Source organism: Catonella massiliensis (assembly GCF_016651435.1).
GTDB lineage: Bacteria > Bacillota > Clostridia > Lachnospirales > Lachnospiraceae > Catonella > Catonella massiliensis.
The window spans coordinates 1,982,501-1,998,814 of the sequence record NZ_JAEPRJ010000001.1; the positions used below are offsets into that span (position 1 = coordinate 1,982,501).

The following is a 16,314-nucleotide window of genomic DNA, read 5'->3' on the forward strand; positions in this document are numbered from 1 at the left end:
GTATAAATATAGCATAAAAAACAGAAAAAGTACAGAAAAGAGGAGCAGGGAAATTTAGGTTTTTCCTGCTCCTTGATTGCTGTTTTTTTGCTAAGTATTTTTGTAATCGTACATGAGGTACTTTCTTTGTGTTGGTTCTTAGATTATGCCAGTACTGGTTCATTCTCTTCAATTATTTTTTTAACTTCTTCAATGCTCTTATTGGTTGCAAGAGAAATCTGTTCCAGTGAAAATTTGTTTTTATGCATGTTCATAACAATATTTATCATTACCTCTATCTTTGTTTCATCTACTATTCCTTGGCTTAAATTACACATAACATTCACATCCTTTCTCAAATTATCATTTACTGGAATTTTATATTCTTTTTCAATAATTTCCAGTTTTTCACTTGTAGTAAGCTTCTTAGACACCAATGCTACCAGTAAACGATGCAACTCATACTTCTCATCGTGTTCAGGTAAGTCCTTTGCAAGACCGATTAGTACTATATTAATCATGTCCTGCTTTCCTTCCCATTTCTTAGAGCCTAAAACTTTCCTATTAGCTAATTGATAATAATCCAAACTGTTTTCAGGCATATTCATACAAATCCAAATGGTATAAACACGCTTAATATCATCATAATTAGTATTTACAAAGTCTCTTTCTTTCTGAGAAGATATTAACCTACATGCATAGAAAATTCCCCTGTTTAAGATATGATATTCTGATGGTATACCTTTCTGTGCTTCAATATTTATTATAATCTGTGATACTCCATCTTTCAGTCTCACATAAAACACAATATCAAATCTTACCGTACCTTCATTTATGTCTATACTTTCTGAATTAAGTCCTGCTATCCTTTTTCCATCCTGCTTTGCATTAGTAATCCCAGGCTCTACGGGAACAGAACTTATACAAGGCTCTCCTTCGATATACCCTTCTACATCTACGGGATTCATATCCCTAAATTCTTCAACTGTACTTGTAAGAATATGTGCAAGTATGCACTTATTTCCCAAAAGCCTTTTGGCATTCTCATCATACTGAGCCTTATCTCCAGCGATATTTACTGCATTTTTTATCTCTGTATTCAATATTACTTTCCCCCAACCCTTCTTTCCATAATTATAAGCTAAATCTAGGTAATACGCAACTTGAAAAGAGAAATAACAAATAGCTTAGCTATTTTCCACGTTAGCCTTTTCCTCTTCAATCTCATACATCACCTTAGCATGATTTTCCTTCAATAGCTCCTCAGATAAAAGCCTTCCTGTATTTTTGTCATTACACCTTCTATATACCTTTCCAACCCTGTAAATGTCCTCTCCCTCACGCACAAACTTTTCGTCCTTTATATACACGTGATAGCTCACGTACAATTCCTTTTCAGAGCGAATCTCTCCACAGAGGTACTCTTTAGTTGTATACACAAGAATCTGAAAGGTCTGGTCTGTATCATTTCTAAATCTATAGTCTATATGATTGTAGAAAATGGAAGTTCCCGTCCCAAAAGGAACCTGTCTCCCAAAGTCTGGAAAGAGGTCAAAGCCGTCATGATGGTGGTGTTCAGTGATAGTAAGAGGTGTATGAAGCACCATCCAGTGCAGTAGATTGGTAAATTGGCACATTCCACCGCCAACTCCTTCCGAAACCTTTCCAAGAGAAATGGTCATCCCCTCTTTGTAGCCTTTATTCGCAGTACAATTGCCCACAAGTTTCCAAAACGAAAAGGTCTCACCAGGCTTAATCAATATCCCTGAAACCTTAGGTGCCGCCAAGCCAAGATTCACCACCTTATTCTCCTGTAAATCCTGCCTTACACCTCCAAGTCTTCTCCTCATCAAGGACTTATGCTCGTAAAGTAGGACAGGAAGCTTCTCTGTCTTCTTTTCCTTTGCAAATCTAGTTACATTCTTAAAATCCCTTACTCTTCTCTTGATTCTTTCTTTACACAAGGAAATTTCATATGTAAATGGAGAAATTTCACAAAATAGTTTTCGTTTCTTCATTACCCACCCCACAGGATTTATTCTTATGGATATTATACAGGGTGAGAGGGGGAAAGGCAAGGATTGAAAGGTGGATAAAATCTGATCTGCTTGTTCTCTTTGCGATGCTTATTGTAGCAAAATGCCTGTCCCTAAAATTGGACAGGCACACTCCCTGTTTCTATCTAATAGAATTACTTTCCCTATCATATATGTTGTTCCTTGAATGCGCCAAAATTCTTCAGCCAAGAAACCACAGCATTGCAGACGCTTTCATAAAAGTTAGTTTTTTAACTTCACGGATTCAGATTACACTAAAGCTGTCTCACGCTCTTCAATTATTCTTTTTACTTCATCCATGCTCTTTTTTGTAGCAAGAGAAATTTGTTCCAATGAGAATTTGTTCTTAAACATATTCATCACAACCTCTTCAAGCGTCTCATCCACTATTCCCTGGCTTAAGTTACACATAGTATCCACTTCCTTTATTAGGTCTATACTAAAACTGCCTCTTGCTCTTCAATTATTCTTTTTACTTCATCTACACTCTTTTTCGTTGCAAGCGAGATTTGTTCCAATGAAAATTTATTATTGTACATATTCATAATAAAGTCTATCAAATTCTTTGCTGTTACCTCTGCTGTTACCCTATCCACTATTCCCTGGCTTAAGTTACACATAACTTTATTCCCTCACAATTGAATCACAAAATGTTAAACTGGTTTATTCTATGCTAATGTAAGCTTATTTATCTCAATTATTTTCTCAACTTCTTCTTTACTCATCTCAACAGCCTTTGCTATTTGTTCCGAGGTATAACCTAACCTATGCATATTCAAAATAACTTTTTCAAGCGTCTCATCCACTATTCCCTGGCTTAAGTTACACATAACACTCACGTCCTTTCTCAAAGTATCATTTACTTGAATTTTATATTCCTTTTCAATAATATTTATTTTTTCACTCGTAGTAAGTTGCTTTGACATCAAAGCTACCAACAAACGATGAAGCTCATATTTTTCATCATGAATAGGCAAATCTTTCGCAAGACCAATTAATACGATATTAATCATATCCAGCTTCCCTTCCCACGTTCTAGAACCCAAAGCTTTCCTATTGGCCAACTGATAATAATCCAAGCTGTTTTCAGGCATATTCATACAAATCCAAATGGTATAAACACACTTAATATCATCATAGTTAGTATTTACAAAGTCCCTCTCTTTCTGAGAAGATATCAACCTGCAGGCATAGAAAATCCCCCTGTTTAAGATACTATATCCTGATGGGGCATCTTTCTGTGCTTCAATATTTATTATAATCTGCGATACTCCGTCTTTTAGCCTGACGTAGAACACAATGTCAAATCTTACTACACCTTCATTAACATCTGCACTTTCTGAATTAAGTCCTGCTAGTCTTTTCCCACACTGCCTTATATTTGTGAGCCCGGGCTCTACAGGAACAGAACTGATACAAGGCTCTCCTTCAATGTACCCTTCCACATCTGCGGGATCCATATCCCTAAATTCTTCAACTGTACTCGTAAGAATATGTGCAAGTATGCTCTTATTTCCTAAAAGCCTTTTGGCATTCTCATCATACTGTGCCTTATCCCCTGCAGAATTAACTGCATTTTTTATTTCTGTATTCAATACTAATTTCCCCCTAACCCCTTCTTTCCATTATTATAAGCTAAATCTAGATAATACGCAACTCGAAAAGCGAATAACAATGAGCTTAGCAAACTCCCCCTTGACCATATCCTCTACTATCTCATACACTACCTTTGCATGATTTCCCTTCAATATCTCCTCAGACAGTTTCTTCATCACCCACCCCACAGGATTTATTCTTATGGATATTATACAGGGTGGGAGGGGGAAAGGCAAGGGAAGGGACGCTTGGTAGATACTAATTCATATGACTTTTAAAATTGCAACCTTTTTAATCTAGGTTCTTTGCTCTTTTTGCCCTGATAAAAGGCCTCCTATGATTTATATTCTATCATAGAAGGCCTATTGCTTAATAGCTATTTACAGAAAAAGCTTCACATACTCTTTTTTAACTTGTCAATAAAATTCTCAATGTATATAACCAGTATTTTGTATGCTGGTTTTAAATAAAAAATTAACTTCACGGATTCAGGTTTAGTATAATGCCAATTCATTTCTGTTTCGATGTATTTGTATTGTTTTTGTGGCAATTTACCTCATTCCATCATAATGTGTCCACATACGTGCCATCTTCACTATGTCTTCATATTTTACACCGTCTTCATAAGTCTCCTGAACATAACTTTCGTAAACTAACCTATGCTGTATATTTATTCTTCTCTAATGATGTATTTATAAAAACTTTACCCTTATGTACTCTCTAGTTTCAATATTTTAATATTCCCTAATCTTCATTTTTCTTATTTTCTACCTGAATACTAAACATTTCCTTCTGTGTTTCAATCTCCGCACGCAATTCTTCTTCTGTTGGAAGATATAACTTATATTTCGATGCAAATAACTGCTCGTTTCCATGAAGAATTGAATACTTGGCTATATCTTCATCTGTATCCGCACATAGCACAATACCAAGAGTTGGATTATCTCCTTCCCCACGTTTGAGATCATCATACATTCGAATATACATATCCATCTGTCCTATATCCTGATGCGTAATTTTCTTTGTCTTCAAATCAATAAGTACAAAGCATTTCAAAATATAATTGTAGAAAACAAGATCAATATAATAATCTTCCTTCTCTGTATGAATGTGCTGCTGTCTTGCTACAAAAGCATAGCCTTTTCCAAGTTCCATCAGAAACTTCTGAAGATTATCTATAATGCATTGCTCTAGGTCAGACTCCAGAAAAGACGTATCCTCTTTCATACCCAGAAATTCAGCAATAACAGGGTTCTTAATGAATTCAAGCTTTGTCTGATATTCGGAAGTTAATTCCTTCATTTCAGTTTCTACTGCTGATTTATCTTGCGTTTTAAGAATTCTATAGTAGTATTGCGAGCTAATATTTCTTTGAAGTGTCTTTACACTCCATGTTTCCTTTAATGCTTCATTCTCGTACCATTCTCTTGCAATCTCATCTTTAACCTGTAACAATACCCTATAATGAGTCCATGATAATTTTACATTAGATTTTCCACTTTTTGAGTGGAAAATCTCTGGATACATCTTATAAAAAGAATAGAAATTATATAAATTTGTTTTAGTGTATCCCCTTCCATACTGTGCGTTTAAGTCCTCAGATAATTTTTTAATTACTTCTGCACCATATTCAGCTCTTTATTCACCATTCAGCTCTTCATCAGCTATTCTCTTACCAAGAAGCCAGTTCCTGTGAACAAGCGTTAAATCAACTGCAGAGTATGCCACTCTCCTAGCAGTTTCAATAATATTACAAACATCTTCAAAGACACTACCTGTTTTTACATATTTCAATAATTCGTTTGCCATAAATCACTCCTCTCTGAAAATCATAATTTATAACAGTTTTTGCCACTCTTCCTTACTGGAGCGAAACCGTTGTCAATAAAAACGTGGAATACCAACACAGGCAGCATTGCAGCCTGTGAGGATATGCCGCGAAAGTTTATTGACATAAGGTTCTCGGATTATCCTATTCTGCTGAAAAGGGCTACTGCACCCTTTTCCTGCCATCCGGCGAGGACAGGTGTGGACAGAGCCCACAAAACGGATTAAGGGACAAGTCCCTTGTGGGGTTTGGAGCAACGCCCCAAGGTTTCAATCACACAATCTGCAATTTTCAGGGTTTATTGAAGCATATTTTTTTGACTACTTCTTTTATAACTCACTTGACACTACCTGAATCATTTTATAATTTCAAAGTATCGATATCCATTTTTCTTCCTGAAAGGTATAAATCATATGCCATTGTTGCAGGAATCAACCTTGTTTTAACGTCTTGAAGTCCGAGACTAGAAAGCATCTGCATTCGAACTTCTCCTTTATCTTCTATCTCACTATTTTCTGTGGGCAACAGAAAACAGTTCTTTACAGACGCAAATTCATGTTCATCTATGAACTTTTGATACGCCAATTGATATAGATACTGCTTGGTAACCGACTCTATGCCCGGTTGATCTGTCGGAGCAATTCCCTTTTCCAAATGAGCATTATAATATTTCGCATCAAATATGATGAATTGATATTGGCCACTGACTTTGCAAATGGAAATTAAATCTGGAATCAATGTATCTTTCGCACATTTTCCTGTAAGTGTCCATAATGGTTTCTCTATTAGTTCAATCAGCTTCTGCCTTCTGTTATAGCCATCTTTCAAAGGAACAGGAAGCTTTAAAGCACCAAGTGCAACATCTAATTGATTATCCATAATGTCTGCACAGACTTTTTCCCATACTAGATTGAAACTATTTGTCCCAAATAATGACAAACAATCTGTATCGCAGAGACTTCCTCTTCTATCGATATAAGCGTACATTGTCTTCAAAACTAGTTGTTTCCTTGTGTTGAACTGAGTGTTAAGTTCATTTTCAATTCGATATAGGATATATTCTTTATCACCAAAATCTTCCAATTCTTCATCAGTAAGATCAATGCCTGACATTTCAAATAAGTTAAGCAGTTCTGCATCCTGGAGTTCTTTTGATGCCATTGTCACCACGCACTCATGAAGTCTCTTGAAATAATCAAAATCATTAGTGACCCTCTTACGAGTTTGAAGTTCTGTATAATATGGACGATTTTCTGACAGCAATGTAAAAGTTTCGTTGATGGTTTTATCCCACAGAATTTCACCAGAGCCGTTACACTCAATGATATCCTCCGTATTGGTATAAACTCCATTTTCGAAGTAATCTTGTAGAAGGAACAGTAGCACAGCCAACAGATTAAATGAACTGCTTTCACTACTGTCATTAAACATACGAACAATCTGCTCTTTGGAATTGTATTTTTCCAAAACCTTAATGACCTTTCGCAGTTCATCCGCGGGTTCCTTTACATTCAGAAGATACTTCGGATAACACTTCAGGACTCTTCCTACTGCGACAATAACCCCAACGAAAGTAAAGACATAGAGATATTCGTTTTCTCCAACCTCCACATCAACCACCTCGATATCCTCTTCCAGCAAATCTGCCATATTTTTCTGTACATAAGAAGATTTTACTGCTTTAAGAACACCAAATTCTTTCAGCTTTCTGATTAACGAAACCACATATTCTTCACTGCACTTTAAAATCTGACATAATTCTTTTTGCGTATATCTTTTCTGTTCTCGTACAAATTCAGAGATCATAAATCAGACCTCCTTATTCTTCAGAATCAGTGAAAGGATTCCCGTTTTCATCAAGCTGATATTCATTTGTCACTAAGTCTTGAATCTGTACTAATGTTTGAATTGATCCATTAAAAATGCCAATTCCTTGTTCATCGAATGCTTCGCAAATCTTGGAATATCTTGTCTGTCCTTTGGCACTGCCTTCAAATAAACTTGGGCATTTCTGTTTTGCAGCGTCATCGAATAAATACATAAGGACTTTATTCTTAAATGCATCACAGAACTTCTTAGAATCAATCTCAGTACCACCATCTTTAGGTATAACGATGCTCTTAGAAATAAAGTAAGGTCCTAACTGCTTATCTTCATTAATTTTCGATTCTGCAAGGAATTCATTTATTGCTTTTCTAAGTTCATTCCACTCAATACGTTGTTGTTCCTTCGAACCGATAGTCACATATTTTCCTCGAAGCTGTTCATCATTATCATCGATTCCAAGATATGTAAAATCCCATCTTCTCTTAAAAGCAGTATCCATAGGGAACACACCTTGGTCTGCGCTATTCATAGTTGCCCATATAAATATATTATCCGGGATTTTTATTTTGTTATAGTCATCCGGATTTCCACCCAGTTCTTTTGCTAGATACTTCTTAATATCCTCTGTTGCCTGAATTGGATATTCACTGACGAAGTCATTACCTCTATCAAGCAACTGGAAGATATCTCCGAATACCGCTGCCACATTGGCACGGTTGATTTCCTCAATAATTAGCAAGAATGGTTTTATATTATCAGTTCTGCTGTTCTTAAGTGCTTTGACATATATACGCATGAAAGGACCCGGAACATACTCATAAGCTATATCTTTCTTACCCTTTGATGGCTTTGATAGATTTACATATGGCCGGATTGCTCTTCCGTGATTACGTTCAACGCTATTATCGCCAGCCGCATCTGAACCATCCGCTTTTCTTGTTTTGAAACTTTCGTCTGTATAGAGCCCAAGCAAAAGCGGAAGTCTTGTTAGTCCATCACCCTTAAATCTGTCATAAAGCAAATCATACTTTTCTTGTGCAGACTTTGTTTCATCAGTTAAAATAGCCAACACTTCCTTTTCGGAAGCTAAAGAAATAATCTCTGCAGAATCATCAACCATAACAGGCTTATATGTTCCGACAAAGTTTGCATAAGAATAATCAGGATGGAAGGTTACACGTTCATAGTCTTCCTCGTTGCCTTCTCCCAACAGTTCTAAGCGGTCGCTATTAATAGTGAAACTCTTACCGGTGCCTGGTGCTCCAAACAAGATTCTGTTTCTTGAAAAGGATGATTCATAACCAGTCTTAAAGGGATCTTCTCTTTCCACATATGAATCATCTTCTTCACTGAGATCATCATTTGTCACTTCATCATCAATATCCATATACTTTTGATAACTCAGCTTAATATCATTGAATGCTTCACCTTCTGGAGTCCAAAAATCTTCATAGGTCAAAATATCATACAGGTCTGCCTTGTTACTGGAAGTTAAAGAATCTGATTCTAATCTAATACTACCATCATTATCTTCTTTTACACATCCAGACCAAGTTAATACTTTTACCATTTCTCTTACTTGACGAGTCTCCTGTTTCCATTGTCTGTTATCTTCATTTTTCTCTACAGTTGACGGAAATGAACTATTTTTTCTATATTCTTCTATCTGTTTAATGATAGTTAAATAATCCACTTGATTAGTTTTAGCAACAGCGGAATTAAAGAAGATAAAATCCGCTATTTCCTCCTTAGTCAGATAAGCATCTGATAATCCTTGAATTTTCATCATATACAGCAATCTGAGAATAATCCTCATTGGTGCTAACTGAATTCCATCTGCAATTGCAGACTCAAATGATTCCTTTGTTCTTGGGTTAGGAAATTGGAATTTTTTTATAAAATTCAAGACGACTGTTCTAACATTATTGTTTGCACATAACACAGCACACTGACTACTTTTTGTTAAATTAAAATAAAAGCCTAACGTGTTCATGTTGTTATTTGCATTTTTATCTTCGTTAGCTGACGGAACACTATCGTTCATGAAACACGCTCCAGCTTCAACCAATGAATCTTTTAGGTGTGATATCCTAAGATCGTTTGTAAATAAATAATGATACATTTTAAATCTCCTCCAGCAGTTTTCTTACCGCACTAGCTATTGCTTTTGCAAGCCTGGGTGGTACTGCATTACCTATCATTTGGTACGCATTACCTCTACTTCCTACAAATTCAAAATCATCTGGGAATGATTGTAATCTTGCGGCTTCTCTAACAGTAATAGTTCTTTGTTGTACGGAATCATAATGTATAAATCTATTCCCGTCCTTATACAGGTGTGCAATTATTGTTGTACTCGGTTCATCCGGCTCAAGAACATGATACCTATGGATTGGCGATTTGGAACCAATTTTTTGTTCATATAATTCACTTATTTTTTTACTGTCGTATTCTCTTCGTCCTGACTCAACATCTTCCTCTAAGATTCTAAAGGTATCCATATCTCTTAGATTACTGTATCGGGGTACATGCCAAGAGATAGGACATTCCGGAGTTGTATGGGATATCCTCTTTTTATGATGCCCCTCATCAAAAAGCGGCATAAGCTTTGGCAAATCTCCTATAGCCTCTCTTACTGTAAACAACCGATCACTCTTATATTGGGTTAAAATTTCATCATAAAATTTATCAAGAACCTTTTGAGGTTCCGGATAATATTCTTTATTTAGCCCAACAATAATTACTCTGTTCCTATTCTGTGGTACACCATATTCTGCTGCATTCACAATGGCCTTTTTTAAGTCACCAGTAATCTGATAACCTATGCTATCAAACCCTTTTGTTATCAATTCAGTTATATGTCTACCATCTGGCGATGCACTTAATATTCCCGGAACATTCTCAAAAATGAATAATTTCGGTTTATATCTATTAACAACACTCAAATAATGTTCAAAAAGATAATTACGATAATCATCCTTCATTCCATTTTCGTCTCTAACTCGTCCTGCAACCGAATATGCCTGGCAAGGAGGTCCACCAATAATTAAATCTATTTTAGGAACTTGACTTGCATAAAAATCCAGTCCTTTACCGACTCCGAACTCTTCATCATCCCATCCATGAAACAGTTCTTCTTCTCTTTGTATATCAAAATGCATTACTCGATCATCTGCATCTTTTTCGCCCCACCTCTCTTTCAATCTTTTTCTAAGTGTATTCACTTGAGGCTTGAGCCATTCCACGGCAGCCACTTCAGCATAATCTCCCGTCTGCATGAAGCCCTCAGTAAGTCCACCGCATCCGGCAAATAGGTCAATCATTCTATACTTCATCTATCATCACCTTGCAAATATTCTATTAATTTTGTCGCAATCACCTGTCCCAGCATAGGAGGAACCGCATTTCCAACTTGTTTATACTGTTGAGATTTGTTTCCATAAAAGATAAAATCATCTGGAAAACTCTGCAATCTGGCGCTCTCCCTAACTGTAGGAATTCTGTTATACAGATAATGAAAATGTGATCTATGTCCTGTATTAATCGTCAGTGATGGTTTCTGACTATGGTATCGTGTCAACGCTTCGTGGTACTTATATAACCCTCTATATTCTTCTGGTAATGCCTTATAATTTTTTCCTTCAGGAACAAGAGAAATCATTTTTTTTGTCTTTTCAATCGGTATACTCCCGATATGATTTTGTACCAACTTAGTATTCTTTCTCATAAGATTTTGATATTCTGTTCTAGCTGGGGTTCTGTAATCTTGTATTTCATCACCATAAATTATCTCCCCAGCCTCAGTTTGCAAACTTGGTAAATCATCTATTGCATCAACACATGTAACATAATTGTCCTTATCACATGTTGCTAACGGAAATTCAAACTCCTCATTTGAATCTCTTAAACCAACAAAGAAAACTCTTTTTCTTATTTGTGGAATTCCATAATCTGGAGCATATAAAAGTTTTGGCGTCATTTTATATCCAATTTCTGCAAAATCTTGGACAATTCGTTTTGCACCAATGCCACCATTAGTCTGAATCATTCCAGGAACATTCTCCAATACAACAGCCTGTGGTTTTAATCTATCTGCGAGTTTTACCATAGCAAGATACAATGAATTTCTTTTGTCATTCGTATCCCTTGGTCCGGCAATAGAAAATCCCTGACAAGGAGGCCCACCCACCAAAACATCAAGCTTTATATTTTTCTCGTCCAAAAACTTAATAATTTTATCTATATTACTGTGGTCAAACAAATCTAATTTCATGGCTTCTGCACTACCATGATTTGCTTTGAAAGTTTTTAATGCTGCATCGTCAAAATCAACACCTAATACAACATCATATCCAGCATCTAAAAATCCTCTTGATAATCCACCAGCACCTGAAAACAGGTCAACACAGGTAAATTTTTTTCTCATTTCTAATACTTCCTTTATTCTGCACTTTTTCCACTTTTGACCCACTCATCAAGTTCATCTTTTTTAAACTTCCAACAACGACCTATTTTATGTGTAGGTATTCCATTTTCTTTTTTTATCCATTCACGAACTGTAGTAGCCTTTACACCAAGATATTCTGCTGCTTCATCTGTATTTATCCATTTGTCTTCCATAATTTTATTCATCCATCTCACCTCAAATACGCAAAAAATCAACATAACATATTATAACTTATGTCTTATCACTTTTCAACATTATACATCAGTTTGGTTTGTATCAGTCTATAATTTGAAACCATCTAGGGTTCAAATCTTTGTTATTCATCTCCTAGTGTAAACCTTGCCTAGAAGACCAATTCCCGCTCGGTGATTTTCAAGCATCAAAAAAGAACTTTCCGCAAGACTTCATAGTATGTTGTAAGCTATAACGGTAAGCTCCAGCACAAGTGCATTGGTTTCAAACTTCCCTGGCGGAAGCCTTTCCACGTCCATGTCACTCTTTACCTCGCTGTGGTACTGTTCGCACTCACCATGTCCGTGATAGAGTTTAATGATTTCATGGTCACTTTTACCGAGATTTGTCCACCAGGTTTCAACCTCTGTATCGGCAGGAAGGAGGAATTGACCTTTTTTATCAATTGTCCACTCAGTTATTTCATAACCTGCACGAAGGGTAAAGTCTTTCTCAAAGCGTTTACTTGTAACCTCTTTCCAGTCACTTCCAATGTAAACAGTTTTCCATTCTCTAGGGGTTGTTATATCCTTGCAGTACGTTTTTGCCATTTGAAACCATTCTTCCTTGCTTTCCTTCCGAAGATTCCTTTTGATAATAAAGCTGCATCCGGTATCTATCAGAACAGCTACATTATCAATGGAATCATTACCTGAATCAAGCCTTACCAAAAGAGGCTTATCAGTAAGCTTCTTACACAGGCTTATTGTCTCGTGAAGGAACTCCACTGTACCGTTCTGGCAGTGCCGCTTTCCTTCACGAAGTTCAAAATTCACTGCATAGCCTTCGGTACCAATGTATGCCATCATTGGTGCATATCCGTCAAAGCCCTTATAGGTTCTTGAAACACCCTGCTTTAAAGTCTTTGAATTGCCCATAGGCGTAACATCAATGTCCACAGGTACCATACCGTCGTGAAGTGCACCAGGATAATATCTCCATTCTTAATCTGGTGCTGTGAACGGTTCTTGGTCACATCTATATGGTTAAGTTTTTTGGTGAAATTGCTTTTGCCAAGCAGTGCTCCTACGACCGCTAGGCCACTTGTAGGGATGATTCGCTCGTTTGTATATTTAACAATTATGTTACTGTTATCAAGTGTAATATGACGGTTATGATTCATGATATTTTTCTCCCGAAACCATTGATTTACAGGGATATTATATCATTATATGGCTTCACCTTACAGGTGAATTGTAATAAAATATAAAACTTTTAATAAGCCACGGTAGCATGGGCATATTCGTAAAGGTTAAATTTTTAAACTTCACGGATTCAGGTATGTATTTAAGTTATTTTTAAAATTCATCCGCATTTTTTAAAAATCTACTTATACTAAATTAATGCTTGTTTTCACGTCACCGAACTTTTTTGGATTGTATCTTCAAAAATGTTTATTACCCTATAAGAAATAGCTTATAAAGATATGAGATAATAAATGTCTCAATGAAAAAATAATGGATATTTATACATTTTTAACAATAAACAGGGAATATTAACTAAACCGTTTTGAATGTTGCAATTTAATCCGGATTTTGTATAATAGATATATAGGAAGTAAGAAATTTGGGTAAATTACCGAAAGGGGCTTTACAAGTAAAATGAGAGGCGAAATAATTATTCACGACACGCTATGCGTATAATTTAATTTTTTTAAGGCTTAAATGAAGTACGAGTTAGGCACTTGTTTTGATGCAAATCAGGGTAGGCGTTTTTTTGTGTTTAAAAGATTACTTAGAGAAGTATAGCAAATAAAGAAAAGAAGAAAATATGGATATATAGAGTACTATTAGCTGAAAATATTACAATTTTATAGATTAGTGGTAGAAAGGACAAAGAAATGTACAAATTTTTTATTGAAAGTTTTAAAAAAATAATTAATAGATATTCTGATGATTTTATAAACAAGCTAAATAAATCGCTTGAAGATAAATTTATAAAAGACGATCTTATGGGCAAAGCCTTGGAAGGGGAAAAAGTTGAAGAAGTAAATATAGAATTAAAGATGTTGGTGGAGAAAGTTTGCAGAGAAGCCATTAGTATTGATGATACTAGTAATAAGGATCATATTAGAAATGATTTTGAAAGATATGTTAAGGAATTAGACGATGAAGAATACTTTGATGAAAGTAATAAGGAAGTATTATTTCAGAGATTCAAAATTTTTGTGGAAGGATATAAAAAATATATTAGTAAGCAGATAAGTATTGGTGAAAAGTATATCTTGCAACAAGTTGGTAGAGTAAGTGAAGAAGTTGCAAATATTGAAAAAAACATAGTATCAGTTAAAAATGTGCAAGAAAAAATGCAAGAAAAAATGGAAAATGCAGAAAAATTTAATAAAGATAAGAAAGCTCCTTTAATAGATATAAATAAGCACTATATAAAAGTTGAACCTTATAACTCAAAATATGAATTTTTAGATAATACATTCAAATTAGCAGGAGAAATAGACCCTTTTGAAGCCGATAACATATATGTTTTTACTTTAAATTTAAAAAATATTAGTGAAGAATTGATTAAAAAAATAAGTATTAGAAATTTTAAAGTAATGCTGTGTGCAGAAGATGAGGAAGATCCGACATCAGGATATTTAGTGTGTAATATAATAAAGCAGTGTACTCAATCTGTAGAGTGTTATTTGAATTTATTAAAAGGAAGTGAACAGAAAATTCATCTTATTATTGAGGATAAGGGATATGAGTTAAATGAAGATAATCTTTATTACTATGAGAATTTTGAGAGTGATAGGCTATGTATTAAATTTGATATGAAACTTACGAATGATAGTGAAGAAGCTGATTATAGTTATAGTATTTTTGCAAGCAGAGATAAAATATCTGAAAATATCTCAGATAGATACTGTGTTGATTCCGTAGAAATGTGTAGAAATTAAATACAATTTTTGGAGGATAAATGGGAGATAAATATGGGACTATGAATAAAAGTCTGTAAACAAGAATCTTCTATGATAATAAAGGATGAAAATCTCTCTGGTGGGACTTTCATCCTTGTTTTATATATAACAGTTAAAAAATGGTATGTCAATAAGAGGTGGCATTTACCACCCATTATTTTTTATTTTATTCAGGCTGTCGTCCTTCATACAAGATACTTGACTCTCCGTACACCTGTGCCCAGTTTCGTATTGTTGTAGTCCATTTTTTAGTTGCTTCAAATGTGGCTAAATACAAAGCCTTAAGAAGTGCTGTATCGCTTGGAAATACGCTTCTCTGACGGTTTAGCTTACGATAGGTGGAATTAAGTGATTCTATAGCATTGGTGGAGTAAATGACTTTCCTGACATTGGAAGAAAACTTAAAAATTGGGGAAATAACATCCCAGTTATCTTTCCAGCGTTTCATTGCGTTAGGATATTTTGGCGTCCATTTTTCTGTCACATGTTCCAATACTACAAGAGCTTTCTTCTCATCCGGAGCCTGGTAAATAGTCTTTAGATCTGTTGCAAAGGCTTTTCTATCTTTATCCGGTACATATTTCAATGTATTACGTACCTGATGAACTATATACCTTTGATATTCTGTCTTAGGAAAGACTGCTACTATAGCTTCCTTTATACCTGTGAGTCCATCTGCAAAGATAACAAGGATGTCTTTTACTCCTCTGTTTTTAAGTTCATTCAGTACTGACAGCCAGTATTTTGAACTTTCATTGTCACCTACCTGTATTGTAAGTACTTCCTTTTTTCCTTCAGTACTTATTCCTAAGATAACATAAGCAGCAAGCTTTTTTATAACACCATTATCACGAACCTAATAATGAATGGCATCAATGTAGAGAATTGGGTAAACTTCGTCTAGCGGTCTGTTCTGCCAATCATCAATCTGAGTAAGGATTTTATCTGTTACATCTGAAATGAAACTTTCTGACATTTCAAAGCCGTATATATCCTCTATTGTCTCTGGAATCTGTCTTGTTGTCATTCCTTTTGACGCTTTTTGACAATCTGAGGTTCAAAAGTAGAATTACGGTCCTGTGGTACTTCTATGTTAAACTGACCATAGCTACTTTTAACCGTCTTAGGCTTGTAACCATTCCTATAATCATCACTATCATATCGCTCAGATTTACCATATCCAAGATGTTCATCCAATTCGGCTTCCTCATTTCTTTAATGGTTCCACCTAATAGGTCTTTAAGTGCATCCTGAATGTCTTCAGCTGTTTAGATATCATACTCCTGAAGCAGCTGTTGGATGATGTTTCTTTTACCTTCAGTCATTACAACTTTGTGTGCTGGTTTCTTTTCTCTTTTTGCCATAATAAAGGCCTCCTATGATTTATATTTTATCATAGAAGACCTATTGCTTAATAGCTATTTACAGAAAA

At 35.2% G+C, this 16,314-nt stretch carries 13 protein-coding genes and 3 pseudogenes; 1 reads left to right on the forward strand and 15 read right to left on the reverse strand.

All coding sequences use genetic code 11. The features are described from left to right. Positions 1 to 143: 143 nt before the first annotated feature. The 14 genes and pseudogenes from JJN12_RS08915 to JJN12_RS08970 form a co-directional block, all read right to left on the reverse strand. Entirely contained in the window at positions 144 to 1,082 is a 939-nt protein-coding gene (locus tag JJN12_RS08915) for a hypothetical protein (protein ID WP_208429352.1), read from the reverse strand. Between the two features lie 84 nt (positions 1,083 to 1,166). Next, positions 1,167 to 1,997: a VanW family protein gene (locus tag JJN12_RS08920; protein WP_208429353.1), complete on the reverse strand. Its 831-nt coding sequence runs from the start codon at positions 1,995 to 1,997 to the stop codon at positions 1,167 to 1,169. A 288-nt stretch (positions 1,998 to 2,285) separates the two neighbouring features. After that, on the reverse strand, positions 2,286 to 2,447 hold the full coding sequence (locus JJN12_RS08925) for a hypothetical protein (protein ID WP_208429354.1): 162 nt from the start codon (positions 2,445 to 2,447) through the stop codon (positions 2,286 to 2,288). Between the two features lie 23 nt (positions 2,448 to 2,470). After that, on the reverse strand, positions 2,471 to 2,656 hold the full coding sequence (locus tag JJN12_RS08930; protein ID WP_208429355.1) for a hypothetical protein: 186 nt from the start codon (positions 2,654 to 2,656) through the stop codon (positions 2,471 to 2,473). A gap of 48 nt (positions 2,657 to 2,704) precedes the next feature. Then, positions 2,705 to 3,631 carry a hypothetical protein gene (locus tag JJN12_RS08935; RefSeq protein WP_208429356.1) on the reverse strand — a complete coding sequence of 309 codons (927 nt, stop codon included), beginning with the start codon at positions 3,629 to 3,631 and terminating at the stop codon, positions 2,705 to 2,707. Positions 3,632 to 4,376: 745 nt separating this feature from the next. Next, on the reverse strand, positions 4,377 to 4,934 hold the full coding sequence (locus JJN12_RS14470; RefSeq protein ID WP_328706817.1) for a PDDEXK nuclease domain-containing protein: 558 nt from the start codon (positions 4,932 to 4,934) through the stop codon (positions 4,377 to 4,379). 51 nt (positions 4,935 to 4,985) lie between these two features. Next, positions 4,986 to 5,258, reverse strand: a pseudogene (locus JJN12_RS14475) (DUF1016 N-terminal domain-containing protein); the annotation flags it as partial. Positions 5,259 to 5,270: 12 nt separating this feature from the next. After that, positions 5,271 to 5,441 carry a hypothetical protein gene (locus JJN12_RS14480; protein WP_328706797.1) on the reverse strand — a complete coding sequence of 57 codons (171 nt, stop codon included), beginning with the start codon at positions 5,439 to 5,441 and terminating at the stop codon, positions 5,271 to 5,273. A gap of 379 nt (positions 5,442 to 5,820) precedes the next feature. Beyond that, positions 5,821 to 7,266 (reverse strand): LlaJI family restriction endonuclease, encoded by a 1,446-nt coding sequence (locus tag JJN12_RS08945; protein WP_208429357.1) that lies wholly within the window; start codon positions 7,264 to 7,266, stop codon positions 5,821 to 5,823. A gap of 13 nt (positions 7,267 to 7,279) precedes the next feature. Then, positions 7,280 to 9,409: a hypothetical protein gene (locus tag JJN12_RS08950; RefSeq protein WP_208429358.1), complete on the reverse strand. Its 2,130-nt coding sequence runs from the start codon at positions 9,407 to 9,409 to the stop codon at positions 7,280 to 7,282. Position 9,410: 1 nt separating this feature from the next. Continuing rightward, the gene (locus JJN12_RS08955) at positions 9,411 to 10,622 is read right to left on the reverse strand and encodes a DNA cytosine methyltransferase (RefSeq protein WP_208429359.1); all 1,212 of its coding nucleotides are present in this window, start codon (positions 10,620 to 10,622) and stop codon (positions 9,411 to 9,413) included. Then, positions 10,619 to 11,713, reverse strand: coding sequence for a DNA cytosine methyltransferase (locus JJN12_RS08960; protein WP_208429360.1), 1,095 nt, complete (start codon positions 11,711 to 11,713; stop codon positions 10,619 to 10,621). Before JJN12_RS08960 ends, JJN12_RS08955 begins: the two co-directional genes overlap by 4 nt. Positions 11,714 to 11,727: 14 nt before the next feature. Further along, positions 11,728 to 11,919 (reverse strand): helix-turn-helix domain-containing protein, encoded by a 192-nt coding sequence (locus JJN12_RS08965; RefSeq protein WP_208429361.1) that lies wholly within the window; start codon positions 11,917 to 11,919, stop codon positions 11,728 to 11,730. A gap of 222 nt (positions 11,920 to 12,141) precedes the next feature. Continuing rightward, positions 12,142 to 13,088: pseudogene (locus JJN12_RS08970) on the reverse strand (IS1380 family transposase); the annotation flags it as partial. 717 nt (positions 13,089 to 13,805) lie between these two features. Between JJN12_RS08970 and JJN12_RS08975 the strand changes: the two are divergent. Continuing rightward, the gene (locus JJN12_RS08975) at positions 13,806 to 14,861 is read left to right on the forward strand and encodes a hypothetical protein (protein ID WP_208429362.1); all 1,056 of its coding nucleotides are present in this window, start codon (positions 13,806 to 13,808) and stop codon (positions 14,859 to 14,861) included. 187 nt (positions 14,862 to 15,048) lie between these two features. Here the strand turns inward: JJN12_RS08975 and JJN12_RS08980 are convergent. Next, positions 15,049 to 16,246, reverse strand: a pseudogene (locus tag JJN12_RS08980) (IS256 family transposase). Between the last annotated feature and the right edge of the window lie 68 nt (positions 16,247 to 16,314).

Bases quoted from the DNA above. Each gene is read 5' to 3' on its own strand.
- JJN12_RS08960 (WP_208429360.1), bottom strand. From the start codon at position 11,713: ATGAGAAAAAAATTTACCTGTGTTGACCTGTTTTCAGGTGCTGGTGGA.
- JJN12_RS08965 (WP_208429361.1), bottom strand. From the start codon at position 11,919: ATGAATAAAATTATGGAAGACAAATGGATAAATACAGATGAAGCAGCA.
- JJN12_RS08930 (WP_208429355.1), bottom strand. From the start codon at position 2,656: ATGTGTAACTTAAGCCAGGGAATAGTGGATAGGGTAACAGCAGAGGTA.
- JJN12_RS08975 (WP_208429362.1), top strand. From the start codon at position 13,806: ATGTACAAATTTTTTATTGAAAGTTTTAAAAAAATAATTAATAGATAT.
- JJN12_RS14470 (WP_328706817.1), bottom strand. From the start codon at position 4,934: ATGAAGGAATTAACTTCCGAATATCAGACAAAGCTTGAATTCATTAAG.
- JJN12_RS08945 (WP_208429357.1), bottom strand. From the start codon at position 7,266: ATGATCTCTGAATTTGTACGAGAACAGAAAAGATATACGCAAAAAGAA.
- JJN12_RS08950 (WP_208429358.1), bottom strand. From the start codon at position 9,409: ATGTATCATTATTTATTTACAAACGATCTTAGGATATCACACCTAAAA.
- JJN12_RS14480 (WP_328706797.1), bottom strand. From the start codon at position 5,441: ATGGCAAACGAATTATTGAAATATGTAAAAACAGGTAGTGTCTTTGAA.
- JJN12_RS08955 (WP_208429359.1), bottom strand. From the start codon at position 10,622: ATGAAGTATAGAATGATTGACCTATTTGCCGGATGCGGTGGACTTACT.
- JJN12_RS08925 (WP_208429354.1), bottom strand. From the start codon at position 2,447: ATGTGTAACTTAAGCCAGGGAATAGTGGATGAGACGCTTGAAGAGGTT.
- JJN12_RS08920 (WP_208429353.1), bottom strand. From the start codon at position 1,997: ATGAAGAAACGAAAACTATTTTGTGAAATTTCTCCATTTACATATGAA.